The organism is Bacillus sp. EB106-04-04-XG123, from assembly GCF_058791855.1.
Window position 1 is genome coordinate 159,196 of the sequence record NZ_JBYTDZ010000003.1, and the last position, 21,893, is coordinate 181,088.

23 protein-coding genes are annotated in these 21,893 nt (G+C 41.7%); 1 reads left to right on the forward strand and 22 read right to left on the reverse strand.

Translation table 11 applies throughout. The annotated features are described in order from the left end of the window. Window positions 1-91 precede the first annotated feature (91 nt). The 11 genes from dinG to AC3WTB_RS11290 form a co-directional block, all read right to left on the reverse strand. Entirely contained in the window at window positions 92-2,884 is a 2,793-nt protein-coding gene (gene dinG, locus AC3WTB_RS11240) for an ATP-dependent DNA helicase DinG (protein ID WP_492333740.1), read from the reverse strand. Window positions 2,885-2,998: 114 nt separating this feature from the next. Then, a complete protein-coding gene (gene panD, locus AC3WTB_RS11245) occupies window positions 2,999-3,382 on the reverse strand; it encodes an aspartate 1-decarboxylase (protein ID WP_024422780.1) in 384 nt (127 codons plus the stop codon). Next, a complete protein-coding gene (gene panC, locus AC3WTB_RS11250; RefSeq protein ID WP_492333741.1) occupies window positions 3,375-4,241 on the reverse strand; it encodes a pantoate--beta-alanine ligase in 867 nt (288 codons plus the stop codon). Before panC ends, panD begins: the two co-directional genes overlap by 8 nt. After that, entirely contained in the window at window positions 4,238-5,077 is an 840-nt protein-coding gene (panB, locus tag AC3WTB_RS11255; RefSeq protein WP_024422781.1) for a 3-methyl-2-oxobutanoate hydroxymethyltransferase, read from the reverse strand. Before panB ends, panC begins: the two co-directional genes overlap by 4 nt. A 197-nt stretch (window positions 5,078-5,274) precedes the next feature. Next, window positions 5,275-6,258, reverse strand: coding sequence for a biotin--[acetyl-CoA-carboxylase] ligase (locus AC3WTB_RS11260; RefSeq protein WP_144464525.1), 984 nt, complete (start codon window positions 6,256-6,258; stop codon window positions 5,275-5,277). Next, entirely contained in the window at window positions 6,231-7,433 is a 1,203-nt protein-coding gene (locus tag AC3WTB_RS11265) for a CCA tRNA nucleotidyltransferase (protein ID WP_458208482.1), read from the reverse strand. Before AC3WTB_RS11265 ends, AC3WTB_RS11260 begins: the two co-directional genes overlap by 28 nt. Then, window positions 7,426-8,571 (reverse strand): N-acetyl-alpha-D-glucosaminyl L-malate synthase BshA, encoded by a 1,146-nt coding sequence (gene bshA / locus AC3WTB_RS11270; RefSeq protein ID WP_212043074.1) that lies wholly within the window; start codon window positions 8,569-8,571, stop codon window positions 7,426-7,428. Before bshA ends, AC3WTB_RS11265 begins: the two co-directional genes overlap by 8 nt. Window positions 8,572-8,573: 2 nt before the next feature. After that, on the reverse strand, window positions 8,574-9,278 hold the full coding sequence (gene bshB1 / locus AC3WTB_RS11275) for a bacillithiol biosynthesis deacetylase BshB1 (RefSeq protein ID WP_039179509.1): 705 nt from the start codon (window positions 9,276-9,278) through the stop codon (window positions 8,574-8,576). Next, window positions 9,265-9,684, reverse strand: a complete 420-nt coding sequence (mgsA, locus tag AC3WTB_RS11280; RefSeq protein WP_034280445.1) for a methylglyoxal synthase — start codon at window positions 9,682-9,684, stop codon at window positions 9,265-9,267. The genes bshB1 and mgsA overlap by 14 nt, the downstream gene beginning before the upstream one ends. Window positions 9,685-9,701: 17 nt before the next feature. Beyond that, window positions 9,702-10,505 carry a 4-hydroxy-tetrahydrodipicolinate reductase gene (gene dapB / locus AC3WTB_RS11285; RefSeq protein ID WP_039179514.1) on the reverse strand — a complete coding sequence of 268 codons (804 nt, stop codon included), beginning with the start codon at window positions 10,503-10,505 and terminating at the stop codon, window positions 9,702-9,704. A gap of 5 nt (window positions 10,506-10,510) precedes the next feature. Then, window positions 10,511-10,846, reverse strand: coding sequence for a nucleotide pyrophosphohydrolase (locus AC3WTB_RS11290; protein WP_024422788.1), 336 nt, complete (start codon window positions 10,844-10,846; stop codon window positions 10,511-10,513). Window positions 10,847-10,983: 137 nt separating this feature from the next. On the opposite strand from AC3WTB_RS11290, the gene AC3WTB_RS11295 reads away from it, so the two are divergent. After that, complete coding sequence (locus AC3WTB_RS11295) at window positions 10,984-11,856, forward strand: YitT family protein (protein ID WP_024422789.1); 873 nt, start codon at window positions 10,984-10,986, stop codon at window positions 11,854-11,856. A gap of 30 nt (window positions 11,857-11,886) precedes the next feature. Here AC3WTB_RS11295 and ypjB read toward each other — a convergent pair whose 3' ends face one another. From ypjB to hisC, 11 genes are all read right to left on the reverse strand, one after another. Beyond that, on the reverse strand, window positions 11,887-12,690 hold the full coding sequence (gene ypjB / locus AC3WTB_RS11300; RefSeq protein ID WP_492333742.1) for a sporulation protein YpjB: 804 nt from the start codon (window positions 12,688-12,690) through the stop codon (window positions 11,887-11,889). A gap of 65 nt (window positions 12,691-12,755) precedes the next feature. Next, window positions 12,756-13,349: a lipoprotein heptaprenylglyceryl N-acetyltransferase LhaT gene (lhaT, locus tag AC3WTB_RS11305; RefSeq protein ID WP_492333743.1), complete on the reverse strand. Its 594-nt coding sequence runs from the start codon at window positions 13,347-13,349 to the stop codon at window positions 12,756-12,758. A 100-nt stretch (window positions 13,350-13,449) separates the two neighbouring features. Next, window positions 13,450-14,217: a menaquinol-cytochrome c reductase cytochrome b/c subunit gene (locus AC3WTB_RS11310; RefSeq protein ID WP_039179522.1), complete on the reverse strand. Its 768-nt coding sequence runs from the start codon at window positions 14,215-14,217 to the stop codon at window positions 13,450-13,452. A 41-nt stretch (window positions 14,218-14,258) separates the two neighbouring features. Further along, entirely contained in the window at window positions 14,259-14,933 is a 675-nt protein-coding gene (gene qcrB, locus AC3WTB_RS11315; RefSeq protein ID WP_003215804.1) for a menaquinol-cytochrome c reductase cytochrome b subunit, read from the reverse strand. Between the two features lie 2 nt (window positions 14,934-14,935). After that, complete coding sequence (locus AC3WTB_RS11320) at window positions 14,936-15,442, reverse strand: ubiquinol-cytochrome c reductase iron-sulfur subunit (protein WP_007500911.1); 507 nt, start codon at window positions 15,440-15,442, stop codon at window positions 14,936-14,938. A 144-nt stretch (window positions 15,443-15,586) separates the two neighbouring features. Next, the gene (locus AC3WTB_RS11325; protein ID WP_059377977.1) at window positions 15,587-16,033 is read right to left on the reverse strand and encodes a YpiF family protein; all 447 of its coding nucleotides are present in this window, start codon (window positions 16,031-16,033) and stop codon (window positions 15,587-15,589) included. 61 nt (window positions 16,034-16,094) lie between these two features. Continuing rightward, entirely contained in the window at window positions 16,095-16,634 is a 540-nt protein-coding gene (locus tag AC3WTB_RS11330; protein WP_008344562.1) for a ReoY family proteolytic degradation factor, read from the reverse strand. Between the two features lie 75 nt (window positions 16,635-16,709). Then, window positions 16,710-17,981 carry a tetratricopeptide repeat protein gene (locus AC3WTB_RS11335; protein ID WP_492333744.1) on the reverse strand — a complete coding sequence of 424 codons (1,272 nt, stop codon included), beginning with the start codon at window positions 17,979-17,981 and terminating at the stop codon, window positions 16,710-16,712. A 280-nt stretch (window positions 17,982-18,261) separates the two neighbouring features. Next, on the reverse strand, window positions 18,262-19,548 hold the full coding sequence (aroA, locus tag AC3WTB_RS11340; RefSeq protein ID WP_059377975.1) for a 3-phosphoshikimate 1-carboxyvinyltransferase: 1,287 nt from the start codon (window positions 19,546-19,548) through the stop codon (window positions 18,262-18,264). 10 nt (window positions 19,549-19,558) lie between these two features. Continuing rightward, window positions 19,559-20,674, reverse strand: a complete 1,116-nt coding sequence (locus AC3WTB_RS11345; RefSeq protein ID WP_474892365.1) for a prephenate dehydrogenase — start codon at window positions 20,672-20,674, stop codon at window positions 19,559-19,561. Between the two features lie 115 nt (window positions 20,675-20,789). Continuing rightward, on the reverse strand, window positions 20,790-21,887 hold the full coding sequence (hisC, locus tag AC3WTB_RS11350; protein WP_338527482.1) for a histidinol-phosphate transaminase: 1,098 nt from the start codon (window positions 21,885-21,887) through the stop codon (window positions 20,790-20,792). Window positions 21,888-21,893: the final 6 nt, after the last annotated feature.

Sequence of the window (21,893 nt, forward strand, 5' to 3'; positions counted from 1 at the left end):
TTTCTGCACGGGAACCGATACTATTTTTACAACGGAACACAAAAAACCGTTACGATAAATTAACTCCAAACCCACACCAGCTAAAGGCCGCTTATGACAGCGGCTTTTCGTTGTTAAGGTTTTCTATATACGCCTCAAGTGACTCTTTTGACATCTCGTGAACTGGCGCATGAGGGAGTGATTCTAAAAATAGTTTTCCATATGAAGCGGTTTTCACTCGGCGGTCTAAAATCAGCAATGTGCCAATGTCTTTTTCAGAGCGCAGCAAGCGTCCAGCTCCTTGCTTAAAGGTTAACACAGCTTCTGGTAAAGCGACGGCTTTAAATGGATTCTTCCCTTGTTTTTTAGCTGCATCACATTTTGCTTCAATGAGCGGAGAATCAGGCGGCCGGAACGGAAGACGTGCCATGATGACTGTAGTCAGCTCTGAGCCTGGAAAATCAACACCTTCCCAAAAGCTACCCGTACCAAGTAAAATAGCTTGTTTTGCTAATTTGAACATTTTCGTTAATTTTACGGGGCTTCCGCCTGTCAGACCTTGAGCAAAAAGGGCGGACTGCATCCCTTCTGTTTTTAGCTCTTCATAGACTGCTTTTAACATCTCATGTGAATTAAACAAAACCAATATTTTTGCATGCTGCTGCTTTTCCATAATCTTAATATATTGCGCAGCTTGCTTTACATAATCTCGTTCATCACGATTTGTAATCGGCGGCATGTCTGCCGGAACAATGACCTTGAGCTGTTTTTCAAGTTCGAAAGGTGAATCAATTTGCACAAGATGAGGGTAAAAATCTTGCAGGCCAAACCGTTCCAAGCAATAATCAAAGCGGTGATTGATCGTAAGCGTCCCTGATGTAAGGACGACACTCTTTTTGTTCATAAAGAAACGATCAGCCAAAAGCTCCCCAGTATCTAACGGCTGTGCATGCATAAAGACAGCGTTTTTGGCGCCCTTTGCATCAATTTCAATCCAAACCGTTTCATCGTTTTTCGGTTCAAAGATAAACCGGTAAAGCGTACTGCAAAAAGTATGCATAAACGACATGACTTGGTCGTATTCCTCTGCTTCAAAGGCAAAGTGTTCTGTCAGCTGTTCACTTTTTTGAAGAAGCTCGTTTTTTTGCTGCTCATACAGCTTCTCACAAGCAATTAACAAGGAACAAAGTTTACTTGCCGTTTCTTTAATCCGTTTCCACTGAGCATGCTTTGAATGATGACGTACTCTATGAATGAGACGATTGATGTCGGCTTTTGGTTTTGTCCTTTTCACAAATGAATGAACGGTGCTAAAGAAAGCATCACTTTCCATTTGAAGCTGATTCAGATACTCATCCATTTCAATAAATGTGTCCGTCTGTAACCCTGCATGATGAAATCTCTTTTTCAGTTTCTTTAACAGTCCGCCTTGCAAGGAGCCAAGCTGCGTTAATTTCGCATGAAGCTGGATATAAGACGCACTATCCCCTAGTGTTTCATTGGCTGTTTTCTCAAATTGATGGGCTTCGTCTATCACATATACGTCAGCATGCTGAAAGATAGACGATGCCTCCGTTTGTGATAAAAGCAGACGATGATTCGTTAAAATTAAATCAGCTGTTTTTGCTCTTTTTTTGGCGCGCTCATAAAAGCAATACTCTTTAAAACGGCGCTTTTTTGATGTAAACGGCATATGTACACAGGAAATGCGATCTTTTATATTGGCGGCTCCTGACGGTAAATTCAGTTCAGATAAATCACCTGTTTCCGTTACAAGGAGCCACATTAAAATTTGCGCCTTCGTTAAGACCACATCATAGTTATCATCTTCCTCATGAAGCACATGCTCAAACTTATCTAAACAAATATAATGCGCGCGGCCTTTAAAGACACAGGCAGCAGGCTCAAACGGGAGCAGTTGATTCAAGATCGGCACATCGCGCTGAAGCATTTGCTGCTGCAACAGGATGGAATATGTACTAATAATGACAGGTTTTCCCGATTTCCTCGCTTCTAAAGCAGCTGGGATGAGGTAAGCGAGCGTTTTCCCAATACCCGGTGCCGCTTCAATTAATGCATAGGCTCGTTCATGAAACACGTCTCTCACTTTATTCATCATCGTAAGCTGGCCTTCTCTTACCTCATAGCCTTCTACCGTTTGCGGAAGCTTCTTTTTAATTTCCTCAAACAGCTTTTCATCCTCTTCACCTACTGAATGTGTCGCCCTACTGATAGGATTGGTGACATCTTTTACAGCAAAAGAGCCGACTTCCACCAAAGAATCTTCCAGGCTGGCTTGGCTCGTTTCAAGCTGCTTAATTAAGAGCCCTATATCACTTAGGAGATAAGAAGATAATCTGCGCAGCTGCTTCAGCACATTTTGCGGTGTATGTTTTAATTGATGTAATAAAGTTAAAAATAACATGGCAGTAACTTCCGCATCACTATCCGCCCTATGCGGGTGGTCATGTGGAAGCATGAGCTCTTCACTTAATTCAGTGAGCTTATAACCTTCAAGCTCAGGATAAAGAATTCTAGAAATCTCAACTGTATCAATTGCTAGCACATCCAGCTCATTTTTCCCGCATGCTTTTAGTTCATCATTTAAAAAATTCAAATCAAAATGAACATTGTGCGCAACAAAATAAGCACCCTGTATGAGATCATACACCTCTTGGGCAATGTCCTCAAAAAACACCGCATCGTCAACCATGTGCTGCTGAATGCCTGTCAGCTGTTCAATAAATCCAGGGATTGCTTTTCCCGGGTTCACATATTTTGAATACCGTTCGACAATTTGTCCATTTTCAATGACCACCGCAGCTATTTGAATGATTTTATCACCTTTTTTAGGTGAATTCCCGGTGGTTTCAATATCAACGACAACAAACCTTTGATCGGTCATAAAATGGACACCTCAATTCCTCGTTTCACCCTGAAGTGAAACACGCTCTGGACAAAATAGATGAAACAGAACAGCTTCTCTTCCTGAAACTGTTCTGTTTCTACGGAACTTGCGTTATAAAATCGTTCTAGCAGGCTCTTGCCCAATCATTTGTTCAATTTGATTTTGTTTATTTAACACGACCACTTTTGGTGTATGTGTCTTTGCTTCTTCTTCTGACAGCATCCCATAAGCGATAATAATGACTTCATCCCCTGGCTGAACCAATCTCGCCGCCGCCCCATTTAGACAAATGACACCGCTCTTTCTTTCGCCAGGAATAATATATGTTTCAAGTCTCGCGCCATTATGATTATTGACAATTTGTACTTTCTCATTTGCCATCATACCTGCCGCATCAAGTAAATCTTCGTCAATTGTAATACTTCCTACATAATGTAAGTTTGCTTCTGTTACCGTCGCTTTATGAAGCTTAGATGTCATAAAGGTTCTATACATGTTTTTCACCGCTTTCAGGAACATGGAAAATCACATTATCAATCAGTCTTGCCCGTGAAAATTTCACCGCAATCGCCATAATGACTTGACCTGCTAACTGTTCAAGCGGCTCAAGTTCTGGATATGAGTAGATCTCAATATAATCAATTTCCCCGCTCGTCTGAACAAGTTCCTCTTCAATCAGCTGATACACACGGCTGACATCACGTTCACCTTTTTCAACAGCTGACCGTCCTTTTGTTAAAGCGCGGTATAAAGCAGGTGCTTCTTGTCTTTCTTTTTCTGACAAGTACACATTCCTTGAGCTTTTCGCTAAACCGTCTTCTTCTCTGACTGTTGGTACAGATACAAGGTGAAGATCAAAGAAGAAATCCTTGATCATCGCGTCAATCACAGCGACTTGCTGTGCATCCTTTAGACCAAAGTAGACATTTGTTGGTGACACAAGATGAAACAGCTTTGTAAGCACAGTGACAACGCCGTCAAAATGTCCTGGACGTTTTTTTCCGCATAACACATCCGTCCGCTTTTGAACCGTCATCGTAATAGATGGTTCGTTTTGGTACATTTCCTTCACATCAGGTGTAAATAAAATGTCCACTCCTGCTGCTTCTGCAAGACGCTGGTCTCTTTCCATATCCCTTGGATAGGATTCAAAGTCTTCATTTGGTCCAAATTGCAAAGGATTGACAAAAATACTCATCACGACAATGTCATTTTGTCCTCTTGCCTCCTTCGCAAGCGTCAGATGTCCTTCATGAAGAAAGCCCATCGTCGGAACAAAACCGATGGAATGCTGCTTATCTTGATGCTGCTTGATTAATTCTTTTAGCTCGTGAATATGGGTGACAACGTTCATTTTTTGATTCCCCCATATAAGCCATCAAGGACTTCTTCTTTGATATGAAACGTGTGCATGTCCTCTGGAAATGTGCGTGCTTTTACTTCTTTTGTATATTGAATGAGCGCTTCTTCTAAAACAGTATCAATTTGCGCGTATTGTTTCACAAACTTAGGTGTTCTAGACACCCCGTATCCAACCACATCATGGTAAACGAGAACTTGTCCGTCTGCCTCAGCTCCTGCACCAATTCCGATCACAGGAATCTTCAGCATGTCGGTAATTCGTTTTGTCAGTTCGCCAGGTACGCATTCCAGCACAAGTGCGATTGCACCAGCTTCCTCACATTTCAAGCTGTCTTCAATCAATTTTTGAGCACTTTCGTGGTCTTTTCCTTGCACCTTATACCCGCCAAGTACACCAACAGATTGAGGTGTGAGGCCTAAATGACTGACGACAGGAATGCCGCCTCTTGTTAGAGCTTGAATGGATTCAAATACTCCATCTCCGCCTTCTAGCTTTAAGGCATCGGCACCGCTTTCTTGCATGATGCGTGCTGCATTTTTCATTGTTTCTTCTAACGAATAATGGTAAGACATAAATGGCATATCAGTCACAACAAATGTGTCTTTTGCGCCTCTTTTCACTGCTTTGGTGTGATGGATCATATCATCCATCGTGACTTGAACTGTGGAATCTAGTCCAAGTACAACCATCCCAAGTGAATCACCAACTAAGATCATGTCGACTTCCGCTTTTTCCGCTTGCTTTGCAGCTGGATAGTCGTATGCAGTCAGCATCACAATAGGTTCATTTTGTTCTTTCATTTTGAAAAAATCTAGCTTTGTCTTCATTTGTTCCTCCTCATTCTGGAGAGGAAATGGCTTGCCTCACATCACATGCTTTGATTTCTCATGTGCGGCGAATCATCCCTCTGTCCAAGTCCCTTAGGATCAAGGCAGAAATTTATCAAATTTTTCTTCCTAACAGGTACAGTTCTTTGCAGATACTGCCCACACGAAGTATATCAAAAATGCGCCGGGTGTTCCACTCAAGTTGACTTGATCTCAATGTCTGCGGAGTAGATTTTTTGGATACCGTCCTCCGTTTCAAGCAATAAAACACCTTCTTCATTGATTCCAAGCGCCTTCCCCGAATATTGCCCATTGACGGTGCGGGCAACAATATGTTGACCGATCGTCATCGCAAACGATTCCCATAATTGTTTAATCGGCACAAATCCTTGCTTCATATAATCATCATACCTTTTTTCAAAGGTGGACATGATCTGTTGTATAAGTGCAGCCCGATCCACTTTTTCATTCAGTTCCATTCGCAGACTTGTGGCGACATCCTTTAGTTCATCTGGGAAGTCATCAGCTGTTTGGTTCACATTAATGCCCGGTCCAATAATGACTGCATGAACCTGGTCAGCTTCTGCTTTTAATTCAGTCAAAATGCCAACGACCTTTTTCCCATTCAACAAAATATCGTTTGGCCATTTTATAGATGGAGCGAGTCCTGTTTGCTGCGCAATCGCTTCTGCGATGGCTACAGATGCCAAAAGCGTCATTTGCGGCGCTTTATAGAGCGGGATCTCAGGCCGGAGAATGAGACTCATCCAAATGCCTGTCCCATTTGGTGAATGCCACGTTCTTTGAAGGCGTCCTTTTCCGTCTGTCTGGTGATCGCTGACAACGATCGTGCCGTGGGGCGCACCTTCATTTACAAGATCATGGGCAATCAGCTGAGTTGAAGCGACTTCTTTCTGAAAGTAAATATGCCTGCCGAAACTCTCTGTTTCAAGACCAAACAGAATTTCGTCCTCACTAATTTTGTCCGGTTTACGAAGCAGACGGTATCCTTTTCTTCTGACCGCTTCTACCTCATACCCCTCTTTTCGCAAATCCTCCATATGCTTCCATACAGCCGTTCGGGAGCAGCCAAGCTCATCACAAATTTGCTGACTTGAGACAAAATCCTGGCTGGATGCTGTAAATAGTTCTATTAATCGTTTTCTAATTGCGGATCGCATGCTTTAAGCCACTCCTCTATGGCTTCTTTTCGGTTTTCTAAACGGTTTTGCAAAACAGCTTTTTTCACAAAATGAAGCTCTTCTGCAATCCATTTCCCAGACGTCTTTTGCCGAAAGGCCATTAAATCTTTTCCTGAAACAGCGAGGTCTTGGAGCTTTTTAATCGGCAGTGCATCATAAGAACGCTTCGCTGCCTCCAGCTCATCAAAGAAAATACGGCGTTCATGTTTTAACTGCGTGATTTTCAAACTAGATAAGAGCACGTGTTCACCAGCTTCAAACATGTTTTCCGCATCCCAGTCACAATCAACGTATTTACTAATAGCTATTGCGTCTTTCAAAAGCTTCGTTGACAGCTTCCATTCTTTTAAGAAGACCGCAGCCTCCGCTTCATCTAGGCCAAGCAAATGGATACAAGCCCCCCATACCTCTTCTAGTCCATCCAGTAAGTAATATGGAAAGGATTGAAAGGATTCGTGAAGACGATCCTCTTTGAGACCTGGTAATTCTTCATATAACTTAGTTGAGATGAGCACTTGAATGGCCTGCTCACAATGACGGCCTTTTAAAAGCTTCTCCATTTCAATCTTTTTGCGCTCAACCGATATGTTGGCAAGCAGATGTTTATCTTTTTTCATAGCTTCAGCCGTCTCATCAGCGAGCTCAAAGCCAAGCTGGCTTAAAAAACGGACAGCTCTCATCATACGAAGCGCATCTTCTTGAAAGCGGCACGCAGGATCTCCTACGGTTTGAATTCGTTTCCGCTTAATATCCTGTTTACCACCTACATGATCAATGATTTCCCCGTTTATATCCATGGCCATCGCATTAATCGTTAAATCTCTTCTTAAAAGATCTTCCTTAAGCGACTTGATAAACGCCACTTCTTTCGGTCTGCGAAAATCTTCATATTCTGATTCCGTTCGAAATGTCGTGACCTCATAGCTGACACCCTCATGTAACACAATGACAGTGCCATGCTCCTTACCGACATCTACTGTTTTTTCAAATAAGGACTCAACCTTATCAGGTGTTGCATCTGTCGCAATATCGATATCGCCGATTTCCCGTCCTAATAGAACATCTCTCACCGCTCCGCCGACAAAGTAAGCCTGATGCCCATGTTCGTGCAGTGTATGTAATATAGGGATCGCATGTGTGAATGGTTCATTCATCTTCAACATCACCTTCGATCAATTCTAGGTAAAGCTTTTCATATTCACTCACAATCTTTTCAGAGGAGAAATGAGCCTGAACACTAGACTGAGCTGCCGCTGACACTTTTTCATGAAGCGCTTCGTCTTTTAGCAGAGACACTGCGTGGTTTGCTGCTCCGTCTATATCGCCGAGCGGGACAAGAAACCCTGTTTCTCCATGTGTAATGACCTCTGGAATACCTCCGACATCCGTTCCGATACAAGGGACACCGCACGCCATTGCTTCAAGAAGCACAAGCCCAAAGCTCTCCTTCTCTGAAAGAAGCAGCTTCAAATCACTTATTGAATAAAGCTCCTCAACCTTCTCTTGCTTGCCTAAAAACAACACGCGGTCTGTCAGTCCCAGTTTTTTCACAAGTTCGCATACGACCGATTTTTCAGGACCATCACCAATGAGCAACAGCTTAGCCTGCACCTGTTCAGAAATCTTTTGAAACACATGAATCACATCATGCACCCGTTTCACTTTTCGAAAGTTTGATACATGGATGATAACCTTTTCGTTCGGTAAAAGACCATAATGTGTCTTTAGCAAATCGTGATCTTCACGCAAATACACCCGTTCATCAACAAAATTATGAATCGTATCAATCTTTTTATCTGGTTTGATGAGATCGTACGTCTGCGCAGCTAATGAATGCGACACCGCCGTCACACGATCCGATGATTCGATGGCGAACCGAATGACTTCCTTTAATGATGGATCATAGCCTAAAACCGTAATATCCGTTCCGTGAAGCGTCGTAACGACTTTCACAGAGTGTCCAGTCATTTGTTTGGCTAGAAACGCACAGACAGCGTGCGGGACTGCATAATGCGCATGAATAATATCAAGCTTTTCTCGTTTTGCGACTTCTGCCAATTTACTTGCCAGCGCAAGGTCATAAGGTGGATATTGAAAAACAGCATATTGATTCACATCCACCTCATGAAAATAAATATTCGGATATACTTTATTAAGCCTAAACGGAATGCTAGAGGTAATGAAATGAACATCGTGCCCTTTTTCAGCTAAACGTTTTCCAAGCTCCGTGGCTATAATGCCCGATCCGCCGACACTTGGATAACATGTAATTCCGACCTTCAGTTTTTTCATAATTACCCCCCAAGTAAGTCATCGTCCATCAAAAGTGGTTTCTTTGTGATAAACCCTTCTGCATAAGCTTTGTTGACTTCTCTTCCATACATAGACTCTCTCATTTTGACAAAATCAATATAACCGTTCACAAGAGGTGTTTCTACTGAATTTGCCGATTTAACAAATTGACTTTTATACGCATGCAAACTATCAATTTTTTGGTGCATTTCCTCAGAAATATCGATCACAAAATCTGGACGATGGTGCCCATTAATCATGTAATAATACATTTGGCTTATTTTATGCGCTGGCTGCTTGTATGAATCTTCAAATTTATGTATGCCTGCAGAAAAAGCGGCCTCTTCTACAAGTGAGCCCGCATGGCCATGATCTGGATGCCGATCTTGGTGGTACGGAGCGAAAATCAGTTTCGGTTTGTAAGTTCGAATCACGCCCGCAATTTCCTTCATCGCTTCGTCATTTAGATACAGCCCTCTATCTGGCAGTGTAAGCTGGATTCTCGCTCTGACACCTAAAATAGCGGCGGCGGCTTTTGCTTCTTCTTTGCGGCTCTCTACCGATCCATTTGAAGATAATTCGGCCTGGGTCAAGTCGCAAATTCCGACGCGCGCCCCTTTTTTCACGTATTTTGCAATCGTTCCGCCCATTCCGATCTCTACATCATCGCTATGGGCACCGAATGCAAGGATATCAAGTCGTTTCATTTGTTCCTCCGTTTTTTGCTACATCTCGAAAATCAAACGTACCTTTATTTAAATTCCTGACTAAAATTTCAGCGGTTCCCATATTGGTGGCTAATGGAATGGTATACACATCGCAAAGCCGGATGAGTGCAGATACATCCGGTTCATGCGGCTGCGCAGTTAGTGGGTCTCTAAAAAAGAGCACAAGATCCATTGCATTATCAGCAATTAAAGCACCGATCTGCTGATCTCCCCCAAGTGGTCCTGACTGGAAACGATGAATGGGAAGCCCCGTCGCTTCTTTCACTCTCAAACCTGTTGTCCCTGTTGCGTAAAGTGTATGATCTGCCAAAATATCACGGTACGCGGTGGCAAACTGTATCATGTCACTTTTTTTCTTATCGTGAGCGATTAAAGCAATGTTCATCAGGAATCCACTCCTTATTAGTCGATGATATTTTCTAAACCATAGACGAGCTGATCAATGTGCATGACTTGTTCCACTGAAAGCTTCACGCCTGACATAAAGGATGCACGGTTATAAGAATCATGACGAATGGTGAGCGTCTGTCCGTCCATTCCAAACAGCACTTCTTGATGTGCAATCATACCAGGAAGTCTCACGCTGTGAAGACGGATACCATCATAATCTGCTCCTCGTGCCCCTTCGATCAATTCTTTCTCTTCTGGATGTCCCTGCTTTTTGCTTTCTCTTACTTCTGCAATCATTTCAGCCGTTTTTAAGCCCGTACCGCTTGGGGCATCTAGTTTTTTATCATGGTGAAGCTCAATGATTTCAACGTCAGGAAAATAATTCGCGGCCATTTTGGCAAATTTCATCATTAAGACTGCACCGACAGCAAAGTTTGGCGCAATAATACAGCCTATGCCCTTTTCTTCTGTTAATTGCTGAAGCTCTTTTAGGTCATCTTCTGAAAATCCAGTTGTGCCTACGACTGGACGCACGCCATGTTCAAGTGCTTTTTTTGTATGTACTTTCCCGATTTCTGGTGTCGTCAGATCAATTAATACATCTGGTGCTGTTTCTGAAAGACACACATCAATATCCGTATAAATTGGCGCATGAGAGGTCGTATGGATCACATCAGATAATTTTTTTCCTTCATGCACGTGATCAAGTGCGGCCACCAGCTGAAAATGGCCTGTTTCTTCCGCCAGCTTCACAGCTTCTATCCCCATTCTTCCTCTTGCTCCAGCGATTACTACTTTGATGGTTTCGTTCGTCATCGTCTCTACTTCCCTTCTTTTTTCGTCCAGCGGTCTTTATCTCTTGTGTTGAATTTATGCATCACACGGTCATGTGCTTCTTCTAGTGAAATATCAAGTGAATTAGCGAGGCATGTTAACACAAACAATACATCGCCTATTTCTTCTTCCATGCTTTTTTCTGTTTCCGTTGTTTTTTTCGGCTTTTCTCCATAGTAATGGTTAACCTCTCTTGCCAGCTCTCCCAATTCTTCTGTCAGACGGGCCATCATCGCAAGCGGGCTGAAATAGCCTTCTTTAAATTGTCCTATGTAATCATCTACTTCTTGCTGCACGTGACGCAGCGTTTTTTCTTTCGTCATGAAGCTCATCCTCCTATCCATCTCTTACATGTTAGCGAAATCATAAATATTTGACAAATGTTTAAGACTCAGTTTGCTTGTTTCTCTCCCATACCATATAATATTATCGCTGTCTAAGCAAAAAAAGGAGTGATCTCTTGCTAAAAGAAATTCGTCTTAAAAATATCGTATTTATTTTAATAGGATCTGCGATTTTTTCTTTCGGTCTTGTTCATTTTAATATGCAGAACAATTTGGCGGAAGGCGGATTTACAGGTATTACACTGCTTTTATATTTTCTATTTCACATTGACCCATCTATTTCAAACCTTGTCTTAAACATTCCGATCTTTTTTATTGGCTGGAAAATGCTCGGCAGAACGATGTTTACTTATACAATTGTAGGCACAGTCAGTCTTTCTGTCTTTCTTGCCATCTTCCAGCGCTTTCAAATACATATGCCTCTCCAGCACGATTTAGCCTTAGCCGCCCTCTTTGCAGGTGTGTTTATCGGAACAGGCCTCGGGATCATCTTTAAATTCGGCGGTACAACAGGCGGTGTGGACATCATTGCAAGACTGATCAACAAGCATTATCAGGTGGCCATGGGACGAACAATGTTCATCTTCGACGCATGCGTCATTACCATTTCTCTTACCTACTTAAACTATAAAGAAGCGATGTATACACTTGTCGCAGTATTTGTTGCTGCGAAGGTCATTGACTTCATGCAAGAAGGCGCTTACGCTGCCAAAGGCGCCATGATTATCTCTGAAAAAGATGACATCATTCAAAAGAAAATCACGGATGAAATGGAGCGCGGTGTCACCATCTTAAAAGGGGTCGGTTCCTATACGAAGCAGGAGCGCAACGTCCTTTATTGCGTCGTTCCGAAAAACGAGCTTGTCCACCTCAAAAGCGTCGTAACCTCAGTCGATCCTCATGCGTTCGTATCTGTCAGTGACGTGCATGATGTACTCGGTGAAGGCTTTACATTAGATGAACACAAAAAGCCGCTCAATCCACATTAAAAAAGAAGCACCAGTTTTGGGCTTCTTTTTTTATGATTTAGGATAATCAGCCTGACGTTTTTGCTTCTTTTCTTTTTCAGCACGATATTTCCGAAATCCAACATACGTTAACGTTAGTAAAATGATACTCCCAGTTGTTAAGATGACCCATAAAAGGGATGGATCAGCTTCATCTTCATCGACGTGAGCAAACACACTCGTTAAATCCTCTTCCAGCTTCGTGAGACGTTCAAGCTTTGTCCCACTTGATGCTTTTAAAAATTCACCTTGCTCAATCACTTCCATGTGCTGCTTAATCGTCTGGAGCTTTTCAGGCGAAATATCAATGGTTAAGCTCGGATAGATCATATCGTATAAAGAAACCAGCTCATTCCAAGTTTCATAAAATGTCGTCGATTCTGGATCTTTCACTTCTTTTTTCAAAGTAGGAAAAGACCCCATAATGGGCTTCTCGAGCGAACCCCAAAGAGGCTCAGAATCCGACTGGATCGCATCAAGCAGCATTCTAAATTGAGAAGCATAACGAAGCTTTTCGCGCTCATTCAATTCTTCCTGCGGCAGCCCTTTTATCATATCTTGATAGCCAAGTGTAATTTGCCGAATCTGCGTATTCGTCAAAGTTCCACGCCAATTCTCAGCTTTAAATGTCTTTTCAACATACAATGCGACTTGTAATGCCTCATCATATTTAGCTTGTCTCGTTAATTGAAAGATGGAATCTGATAGTTCCGTTAATTCTTGCAGCGTGTTAGCAGCTGTTTCCTCACCTTTGGCAACAGCAGGATGTAATACGAGAAAAAATAATAGAATCATCGCGATTGGCTTTCGTTTCATGCAAGTCCCTCCTAGCCCTTCTCCATACAGCGTATGAAGAAAAGGACAAGGTTAGACCAACATTGTTAAGGGAGTTCCAGCTTGACCGATTTTTTCGATAGAACGAGATAATACGAAACAAGAAGAACCGCGATACTTAACCAAAACGTCGCATAGCCGATCTCGTTTGAATAGGCAGACAGCATAGAATAACGCGGCATCATACCAAATACATAATCAATCACATCGTTATGTAAAATCCAAATTCCCGCTACCACGAGATGACGCATTTGAAAACGATAATACGGCGCAAACAATACAGCCTGAACCGCCATCGCAAAGTGAGACCCAATCAGCATGTAGCCTTCCCACGGAAAATCATCAACAGATAAAAGCACAAAGATATTCATTCCTACCGCCCATAGCCCATATTTAATCAAGGTCACAAGAGCAAGTGCTTCAAAATAAGGAGCATTTCGTTTCATCAAAAACGCAAGTAATACAAATAAAAAGAAAAAGCTGGCCGTTGGACTGTCTGGTACAAAAGCTAAAAAGACAGCCGGCGTCTCTATGAGCTGCGGAATATACCAATAGTATCCGTACACAGTGCCAAGGAAATTGATCATAAGCACCAGCACAAGCAGGTAGCGCGTCGCTAGCAAATATTGAATCCATCTCATATGTCTCTTCACTCACGATCTGTTAAAATCAGAAAAAAGCTGACAGCGCCAGCTTTTTCTCTTTTGAGTATATCCTTGTACTTGCATTTAAACAACTGAATTATTTTGATTTGACCTCAGATAAATATTTAGAGAGCTTCTCGAGTTCTTCATCACTGCCTTTAAAGACACCCTTAGGCATGTTGCCTTTTCCTTCTACAGCGATTTTAGCGATCTCCTCAGGCGAAAGACCGTTGTCAACGAGTGACGGTCCGGCTGCTCCGCCCTGCATGTTATCCCCGTGACAGGAGATACATGTCTGCTCTTGATAAATTTTATACTCTTCAGCTGAAGTATCAATCTCTGCTTCTTTCTTAATCTCACCTTGTTTTGCCGCTGCTTCCCAATCATGGGTTGCAACAGACTCCCACGTTAAATATGTTGCTGCGCCGACTGCAAGGATCATCATCCCTACAGCAATTGGTCTTCTATACGGTCTGCGTTCTGGACCTGAATCAAGAAATGGTGCGAGCAAAAGTGCACCAAACGCGATTCCAGGCATAATCATCGCGCCGACGACAGTAAAGCTACCTGCAGCAAATTCATATTTTAATAACTGGTACAAAAATAGGAAATACCAGTCTGGCAGCGGAATATAGCCAGTATCTGTCGGATCAGCCATCCGCTCAAGCGGAGGCGCATGAACAACAGTTAGGACAAGAAACCCAATTAAAAAAACGGCACCTACAAGCCATTCCTTTAAAAGAAAGTTCGGCCAAAAGGCTTCTGTTTTTCCCGGATATTCGGAATAGTCTTTAGGTATGTTAGGTTTTCTTTCTGCCGGTATTCTGGAATCTCCGACAAACTTCATCCCTTTTCCCCTATGCAAAGTCATCCCCTCCTCATTGAACATTCATCAAACGCAACATTTTATAGCGGTCCAGAAATTCCTTGCTTACGAATCATAATAAAGTGGGCAGCCATCAGCCCAAATAATGCCGCTGGCAAGAAAAAGACGTGGATAGCGAAGAATCTCGTCAGCGTTTGTGCCCCTACAATGTCAGGATGACCTGCAAGCAGCGTTTTGATCTCTTTACCAATGAAAGGTGTTGCTTCTGCTATTTGAAGACCAACCTTCGTCGCAAACAGCGCCTTCATATCCCATGGTAAAAGATAACCTGTAAAACCAAGTCCAAGCATCACAAAGAAAATGAGCACACCAACAATCCAGTTCAGCTCTCTAGGCTTTTTATACGCCCCTTGGAAAAAGACCCTTAGCGTATGTAAAAACATCATCACAATGACTAAACTCGCACCCCAGTGGTGCATCCCTCTGACAATCTGGCCAAATGCCACTTCATTTTGCAAATAATAGACAGATTCCCAGGCATTTTTAATATCCGGCACGTAATACATCGTTAAAAACATGCCCGACAGGACTTGAATGACTGTCACAAAAAACGTTAAACCGCCAAAACAATACACAAAAGCGGAGAAATGATGTGCTGGATTGACGTGCTCTGGCACCTCGTGATCCGCAATATCTCTCCATATCGGTGTAATGTCTAGCCGCTCATCTACCCAATCGTAAATCTTGTTAAGCATCGTTACCCTTCCCCTTTCGGCACAGCTTTTCCAAGATAGAGGTATCCGTCCTTCACTTGCTGCTTATAATGGTCAAGCGGTGCAAGCGGTGGAGTTCCGGGTACGTTTGTACCATCCTTGTCGTACAGCCCATAATGGCACGGGCAGAAAAATTTGTTTGGATTTTTCGGATCACTGTTCCAGTTCACTGTACATCCTAAATGTTTACAGATTGGCGATAAAGCGACAATTTCATCCCCTTCTTTGTACACCCATGCTGACCTAGATTCCTTTGACTCATACCATGCATCTACTTGATCAATTTTAAAGTCAAAGCGCTTCGGTTCCTTTGTCAGTTCATCTACACTGACAACTTGAACCATATCCTGATCCTCTGTTCCTTTTAGCACAGGGTCAAGCGCAAAGCGAACCATAGGCATGAGCATTCCAGCGGCCATAAATCCCCCCACGCCGGTCAACGTGTAATTCAAAAATTGACGCCTGGACACTCCATGTCTCTTCTCGCTCATTTTTTTCTCCCCCCCTCAGGTCGTCAGCTACTTTATAACTGAATTAGAAAAAATTTCATAAAACTAGGACACCCTCATAATATATCAATCTATTCACAAGGTCAACATCCTAAAAAGCTATGTACAATGCAAATGTAAGGGTTTTTATGAAGGGTTCCATTTTTGTAACAAAAAGTTCAAAATTTGTTCTACACTGTCTTGAATGACTTTTTGCTTTAATTCAACCTTCAAATGCTCCAGCGGAACCGGCTTGAGCAAAAATAGCGATTCGCTGATCTCAGCATGCTCTTTCCACTGGTGATCAGATGTGATCAGTGCGACATGCTGAAAATGATCTTTGAGCGACTGCTTCATTGTGAATATGTCTTCTTGTTTCCGGTCACTCACTTCTAAATATGTATGTGGTGGAAAAAGAAAAACCCGCCCTTTTAATTGTCTTTCAAGTTCCTCTGCTACAAGAATAGTAAACTCTCCTAAAGACACGGTTTGTTTCATTTGATCCGCGTTAATCCCAACTAATGGAATGATAGCGGTATCAATGTAAGCTTTAGATTGCAAAAAGCGATCCGCGTCCTCTGCTTGAAACTTCATCAATTTCCCCTCTTTCATGACATAAGCCCTGCCTGTATAGGGCAAGGCTTATTCGTTCAGTTTATGACAATAGGCTTAATTCTTTTGCCAGCTTATTAAATGTTTCTTGATCATGACGGTCAAGTGCTTCATCTATCTCTTTCATGAGCCGTTCTTTTTGGAAAGTTGCGATTGAGTGCTCAAGCACTTTCTCAGCAAGATCCTTATCTTTTTCATTCTCATAAAGATCCTTTGGAATATGGGGATTTGTTTCAAGAACAGCTGCATATTCCGGCGAACGATAAGCAGAACGGAAATTCAATTGAATAAACAAATCCTGCTGTTTATTCAAACGAATATCATGAAATGACTTTTCAGCATCTGTCGTCATGATGTTTTCTTTATAAAATCTAAAGGGAACTTCATCCACACAGTGTGTTGACATGATGATTCCCCTTGGGCAAAATTCTGCTTGCTCTACAAAATGAACCTTTTCCATCAAAGAGTCGTGACTCATTAAATAATTTAATATCCAAACACACTCTCTTCGCTTTAGCTGATAATGGTTTAAGAACCACCGGATAAATTCCTTTTTTTCATTGACAGAAACAGGGGTCTGCATGTTATTCCCTCCTCTATCGTAAATTAAATTGCTATACATGAATTATTCAACAAACCAGTTCTTCATTCCTGCAAACTATAAGGAAATTTCGTCTTCAATTCTTAAAATCGTTTCTTCAATTTCTTCATTCGTGCCATCTTTCTCTAGAACTTTGCGTAATAACGGCAGTGCTTCTTTTTGTCTGCCCTCTTCTAAAAGGAACGAAGCGTATTCATATAAAAAATCACGTTCCTCATCAAAATCAGGCAGGGCAAGCTTGAAATACTCGGCAGCTTCTTTGTATTCTTCTCGCCCGACAGAAGCAGATGCAGCATACCAATTCCATTTTGGATCATCTTCCCCAAAGCTTTTAACCTCTTTAATAACATCTAGAATTTCATCAAACAGCTCTTCATTTAAATAGATCGCCAGCAATGTTTGAACTGCTTCAATATAACCCGGATCGAGAGCAAGTGCTTCTTGAAGCAGTTTTTTCGCATCTTCTGAATCCCCATTTTTCAAATCAATCTTGGCACCATATAAATATAATTCTTTGTTATACTCATCAACTTTAATACCCTCTTTTACTACCTCTAAAGCCTCGTGATATAGTCCTTCTTCCTCATAACTTTTCGCTAAAGGCATATAAAGTGACGAATAGGATGGATCAATATCTTTCAGTTCTGTAAGCTGCTGAATGGCTGTTTTTGTTCTGCCAGCCCTCATCGCTGTAAATCCGTAGCCAAAAAGAGTGTTCGGGTCTGCTTGATCTTTTACTGCCTTTTCGTACCATTCAAGTGCATCCTCAAATTCTCCAGCTGTACTGAGTGATTCAGCAAGCCGCTGATACACATTGACCCCGCCAACCTCATGCTGTTGATCTGCCACTTTGTAGAAAAAATTAGCCGCTTTCTTTGAAAGACCTTGAGAAAAATACAACTCACCTAATGCAAAATCGATGATAGCTTCATTCGGAAGTAGTTCTTTCGCTTTTAAAAGCTTTTGTTCACTGACTTCAAATAGTCCTTGCATCTGATACAAATCTGCCATTAACAATAAACTCTCTGGGTACGCATCATCATCTTCAGGAATCGTTTCTAATACTGCAATCGCCTTCTCTTCTTCATCAGAGTCAATCAGCAGCTCTGCATAAAAACACGTTAAACCTGTTTCCTCTGGATATAAATCATGTAAATCACTGATGAGATTCCGTGCTTTATCGATATCTCCCCAATCATAATATAATTGAGCCGCTTGCGCCTTTTCTTCATCATGCAAATGCTTCTCTGCTTGAGCAAGTGTTTGGAGTCCTTTTTCAGTCTCACCCGCCTCAACTAATTTTATGGCTTCTTGTAATGAACTATTCAAATCAAACCGTTCCTTTCTGTTTCCAAAAACCTAAACTATTGTTACTTCATATCATAATCGACAGGTGCACATCCAGCAAATATGTTGCTCTTTTAAAATGAACCCATTTTTGTGTTTTAAAGACTGTTTTTCATTTCATCCTATACGAAACTGATGATTTGTAAACTGCAGACACTATTTTTATCGGACAAAATGTTTTTTTTCAAGGTTTCACCTTGAGACAAGCTATGCTATATTTCTGACAAATATGCAGAAGGAAAGAAAAAGCCTGAGGACATCCTCAGACTGTTTTCGTTAAATATTCAATGTGTTCAAAGAAATTTGGGTATGAGACACGAACAGCTTCCGTATCTTCAATCTCAATTGCTTGCTTTGTCACACATGCGGCAATTCCCAGCATCATACCGATACGGTGATCTCCGTAGCTTGAAACGACTGCGCCGCCTTGAAGCGTAGTTTTACCATGAATCTTCATACCATCATCTGTCGCTTCAATATCAGCACCGAGTTTTTTAAGTTCTGATACGACTGTATCAATTCGATTGGTTTCTTTTACTTTTAACTCAGCGGCATCTTTAATGATTGTTGTTCCTTCTGCTTGGGTCGCAAGAAGCGCAATAATCGGAATTTCATCAATGAGTCTTGAAATCATGTCACCAGAAATTTCAATCCCTTTTAATGATGAAGTAGAAATGGTTAAATCACCGTACGGTTCTCCGCCTTTGGCATCTACTTCATTGATCTCAAGATTTGCCCCCATAAGTTTCAGTACATCAATAATACCTGTTCTTGTTTTGTTTAGCCCGACATTTTTTAAGACAATCTGGCTATTCGGAACGATTGATCCAGCTACAAGGAAAAATGCAGCTGAAGAGATGTCCCCAGGAACAAATATATCTGTTGCTGTTAATGTTTGGCCGCCTTCAATGGAAACACTTTGTTCATCTTCATCTAGTTTTACACCAAACATTGAGAGCATTCTTTCTGTATGATCTCTTGATTTGTGTGGTTCGGTTAATGTCGTTGTTCCCTCTGCTTGCAGCCCTGCTAAAAGGACAGCTGACTTAATTTGTGCACTTGCCACTGGAGACTCATAAGTTATGCCTTTTAAATGACCGCCACGAATAGACAGTGGTGTATACTCGCCATTTGCTCTCCCGTCTATTTTGGCTCCTAGTTGTTTAAGCGGACCCGTCACACGTTTCATTGGTCTTTTGGCAATACTCTCATCACCGATTAGTGTACTGTGAAACTCACAACCAGCTAATATCCCCATCATTAATCGAATGGTTGTACCAGAATTGCCAACATCGAGAATGTCAGACGGCTCTTTGAGCTCTTTAAGTCCCTTACCATGAATGACAACATCTGTCCCTTTTTGTTCAATTTCAACGCCCATCTTTCTAAAGCAATCAATCGTACTTAAACAATCAGCTCCAGGAAGAAAGTTTTTCACTACTGTGGTTCCATCAGCAATTGCACCAAACATCACTGATCGATGTGAAATAGATTTATCACCTGGGATATGAATTTCTCCATTCATAGGAGCATTTTTATGAATTTTCATGTTTGTCACCTCAGTCAGCATAAAATGTATCGTAATTCGCTCTATTTTTTATACAGATTTCTGCACGCTTCCGGTCGTCATCTGTTTGAAAACTAATGCGTAAAATCCCATTAATGTCTTCCCGCGTCTCAATAATACGGATATTTGTAATACTAATGTTTTCACTTGCTAGATGCCCTGTAATCTCCGAAATGACCCCAGGGTGATCCGGAACATCGACATACAGATCATAAAAAGCAGGAATGGCTCCTTTTTTCCTTAGAGGAAGTCCATCGCGATATTCCTTTGCATCTTGAAAATAAGAGAACAATCCTTCAGCATCTTCATGCTGTACGAAGGTCTCAATGCGGTTAATCTCTTTTTTCCATTCATGAAAACGGTCTAAAATCTTGTGTTTATTGTGCAGCAGGATATCCCGCCACATTGCAGGATTACTTGAAGCAATTCGTGTGATATCACGAAAGCCTCCAGCAGCAAACCGTTTAACAAGTGGGAATTGTTCTTCAAAATGATGGGCTTGATGCACAAGGCTGGCTGCAACAATATGAGGAAAATGGCTAATGACACTTGTCACAGCATCATGTTCTTCTGGTGTCATCTCGATGAAATGAGCTTTTGTCCCCTTTAACAAATCCATCAACCGATCAACAGCTTGACGGTTTGTTTCCTTTGCAGGCGTTAAAATGTAGAACGCATTTTCAAATAAAAAGTCTTTTGCTGCAATAACACCTGACTTATGAGAGCCTGCCATTGGATGGCCACCAATAAATTGGTAATGCTCAGGCAGCGCTTTTTCAGCAAAATGGACGACCTTTTGCTTTGTGCTGCCGACATCAGTGATTGTGAGCTCTCTTTCAATTCCAGAGTCTGCAATATCACTAAGCATCTTTACTGTTTGCTGGACAGGTGTTGCCAAAATAATGGTCGAAGATTCTTCTAAACCCGCTAGAAACGAATCAGCTGTTGCATCAATAATTCCCAGCTTTGTTGCAGCAACCATTTGCTCTTTGGAAACATCAAACCCTACAATTTTTTTATGAGGATACTCTTTTTTAATCGAGAGTGCAATGGACCCTCCAATTAAACCGAGTCCAGCGATTAATATTGTTTCGTTTGCATCGTTCATATTCATCACCTGATTTTTCGCGAAAATTAAACAACCTATTTCAACAGCTTATATGTATATGAGGTTGGTACAATGAAAGCCATATCCTGCATTAGGATATGACTTTATGGTTATGCTACGCACGAATGCCTTGCAGTAAATCGGCAAGTGTACTTAGAATTTCTTCATTTTGCTCTTTTGTTCCGACGGTAATACGTAAAGAAGTCGGAAAACCAAGTGCTTTACCGGAACGAACAATGTAACCTTTTTTCAATAATGCATTGAACAATTCATCTGCATCTCGTTTAAAATCAATCAGCACAAAGTTTGTTTGAGATGGATAGATATATAGTCCAAAACGGTCAGCAAAATCTTGATATTGCTTAAGGCCTGCTTCATTTTTCTGTCTGCATGATTGAATGAAGTCTTGATCTTTTATCGCTGCACGCGCAGCTGCCTGAGCGATACGACTAGTATTAAACGGTTCTCTCGCTGGTTCAATGGCAGTAATCAGCTCTTCTGACGCAATCCCGTAGCCTACTCGAAGTGCTGCAAGTCCATACGCTTTAGAAAACGTTCGAAGTACAATGACATTTTGATAGGATTGTAATAAAGATAAACTGTCTGGAAAATCTTCTGCACGAACGTATTCAACATACGCTTCATCTAGTACAACAAGCACGTGAGCCGGCACTTCGTCTAAAAACGCCACAAGCTCAGATTCTGACAAATGATTTCCCGTCGGGTTATTTGGATTACATACCCAGACAACCTTCGTGTTTTCATCGATCGCATCCAGCATGCCCTTCAGATCGTGAGCTCCTCCGTCTAAAAGAGGCACTTCTCGAATTTCAGCATGTTCAATCACTGCATTGTGACGGTATTGCGGAAAAGATGGAGATGGGATGACGGTATTTGTATGTTGATCAAGGAATGCTCTCGCAATAATTTGCACAAGTTCATCTGAGCCATTCCCGAAAATTAATTGTTTTTCACTTACTTGAAGAAATTCAGCCAGCTCTGTTCTTAAACTTGCGCTGTATCCATCTGGATAAATCGCTAAATGTTCGAGCTCGGCCTGTATCGCCTCTCTTGCATGTACGGAACATCCAAAAGGGTTTTCATTTGAAGCCAATTTCACAATTTTGTCTAATTGATATTCTTTTTTGACCTCTTCAATTGGTTTCCCAGGTTGATACGGTTTTAGCTGTTTTAATTGATCTTTGATTTGCAAAATGTT

Coding starts and splice junctions, on each gene's coding strand:
- dinG (WP_492333740.1), bottom strand. CDS start 2,884: ATGACCGATCAAAGGTTTGTTGTCGTTGATATTGAAACCACCGGGAAT.
- panD (WP_024422780.1), bottom strand. CDS start 3,382: ATGTATAGAACCTTTATGACATCTAAGCTTCATAAAGCGACGGTAACA.
- panC (WP_492333741.1), bottom strand. CDS start 4,241: ATGAACGTTGTCACCCATATTCACGAGCTAAAAGAATTAATCAAGCAG.
- panB (WP_024422781.1), bottom strand. CDS start 5,077: ATGAAGACAAAGCTAGATTTTTTCAAAATGAAAGAACAAAATGAACCT.
- AC3WTB_RS11260 (WP_144464525.1), bottom strand. CDS start 6,258: ATGCGATCCGCAATTAGAAAACGATTAATAGAACTATTTACAGCATCC.
- AC3WTB_RS11265 (WP_458208482.1), bottom strand. CDS start 7,433: ATGAATGAACCATTCACACATGCGATCCCTATATTACATACACTGCAC.
- bshA (WP_212043074.1), bottom strand. CDS start 8,571: ATGAAAAAACTGAAGGTCGGAATTACATGTTATCCAAGTGTCGGCGGA.
- bshB1 (WP_039179509.1), bottom strand. CDS start 9,278: ATGAAACGACTTGATATCCTTGCATTCGGTGCCCATAGCGATGATGTA.
- mgsA (WP_034280445.1), bottom strand. CDS start 9,684: ATGAACATTGCTTTAATCGCTCACGATAAGAAAAAAAGTGACATGATA.
- dapB (WP_039179514.1), bottom strand. CDS start 10,505: ATGACGAACGAAACCATCAAAGTAGTAATCGCTGGAGCAAGAGGAAGA.
- AC3WTB_RS11290 (WP_024422788.1), bottom strand. CDS start 10,846: ATGACGAAAGAAAAAACGCTGCGTCACGTGCAGCAAGAAGTAGATGAT.
- ypjB (WP_492333742.1), bottom strand. CDS start 12,690: ATGAAACGAAAGCCAATCGCGATGATTCTATTATTTTTTCTCGTATTA.
- lhaT (WP_492333743.1), bottom strand. CDS start 13,349: ATGAGATGGATTCAATATTTGCTAGCGACGCGCTACCTGCTTGTGCTG.
- qcrB (WP_003215804.1), bottom strand. CDS start 14,933: ATGCTTAACAAGATTTACGATTGGGTAGATGAGCGGCTAGACATTACA.
- AC3WTB_RS11320 (WP_007500911.1), bottom strand. CDS start 15,442: ATGAGCGAGAAGAGACATGGAGTGTCCAGGCGTCAATTTTTGAATTAC.
- AC3WTB_RS11325 (WP_059377977.1), bottom strand. CDS start 16,033: ATGAAGTTTCAAGCAGAGGACGCGGATCGCTTTTTGCAATCTAAAGCT.
- AC3WTB_RS11330 (WP_008344562.1), bottom strand. CDS start 16,634: ATGCAGACCCCTGTTTCTGTCAATGAAAAAAAGGAATTTATCCGGTGG.
- aroA (WP_059377975.1), bottom strand. CDS start 19,548: ATGAAAATTCATAAAAATGCTCCTATGAATGGAGAAATTCATATCCCA.
- AC3WTB_RS11345 (WP_474892365.1), bottom strand. CDS start 20,674: ATGAACGATGCAAACGAAACAATATTAATCGCTGGACTCGGTTTAATT.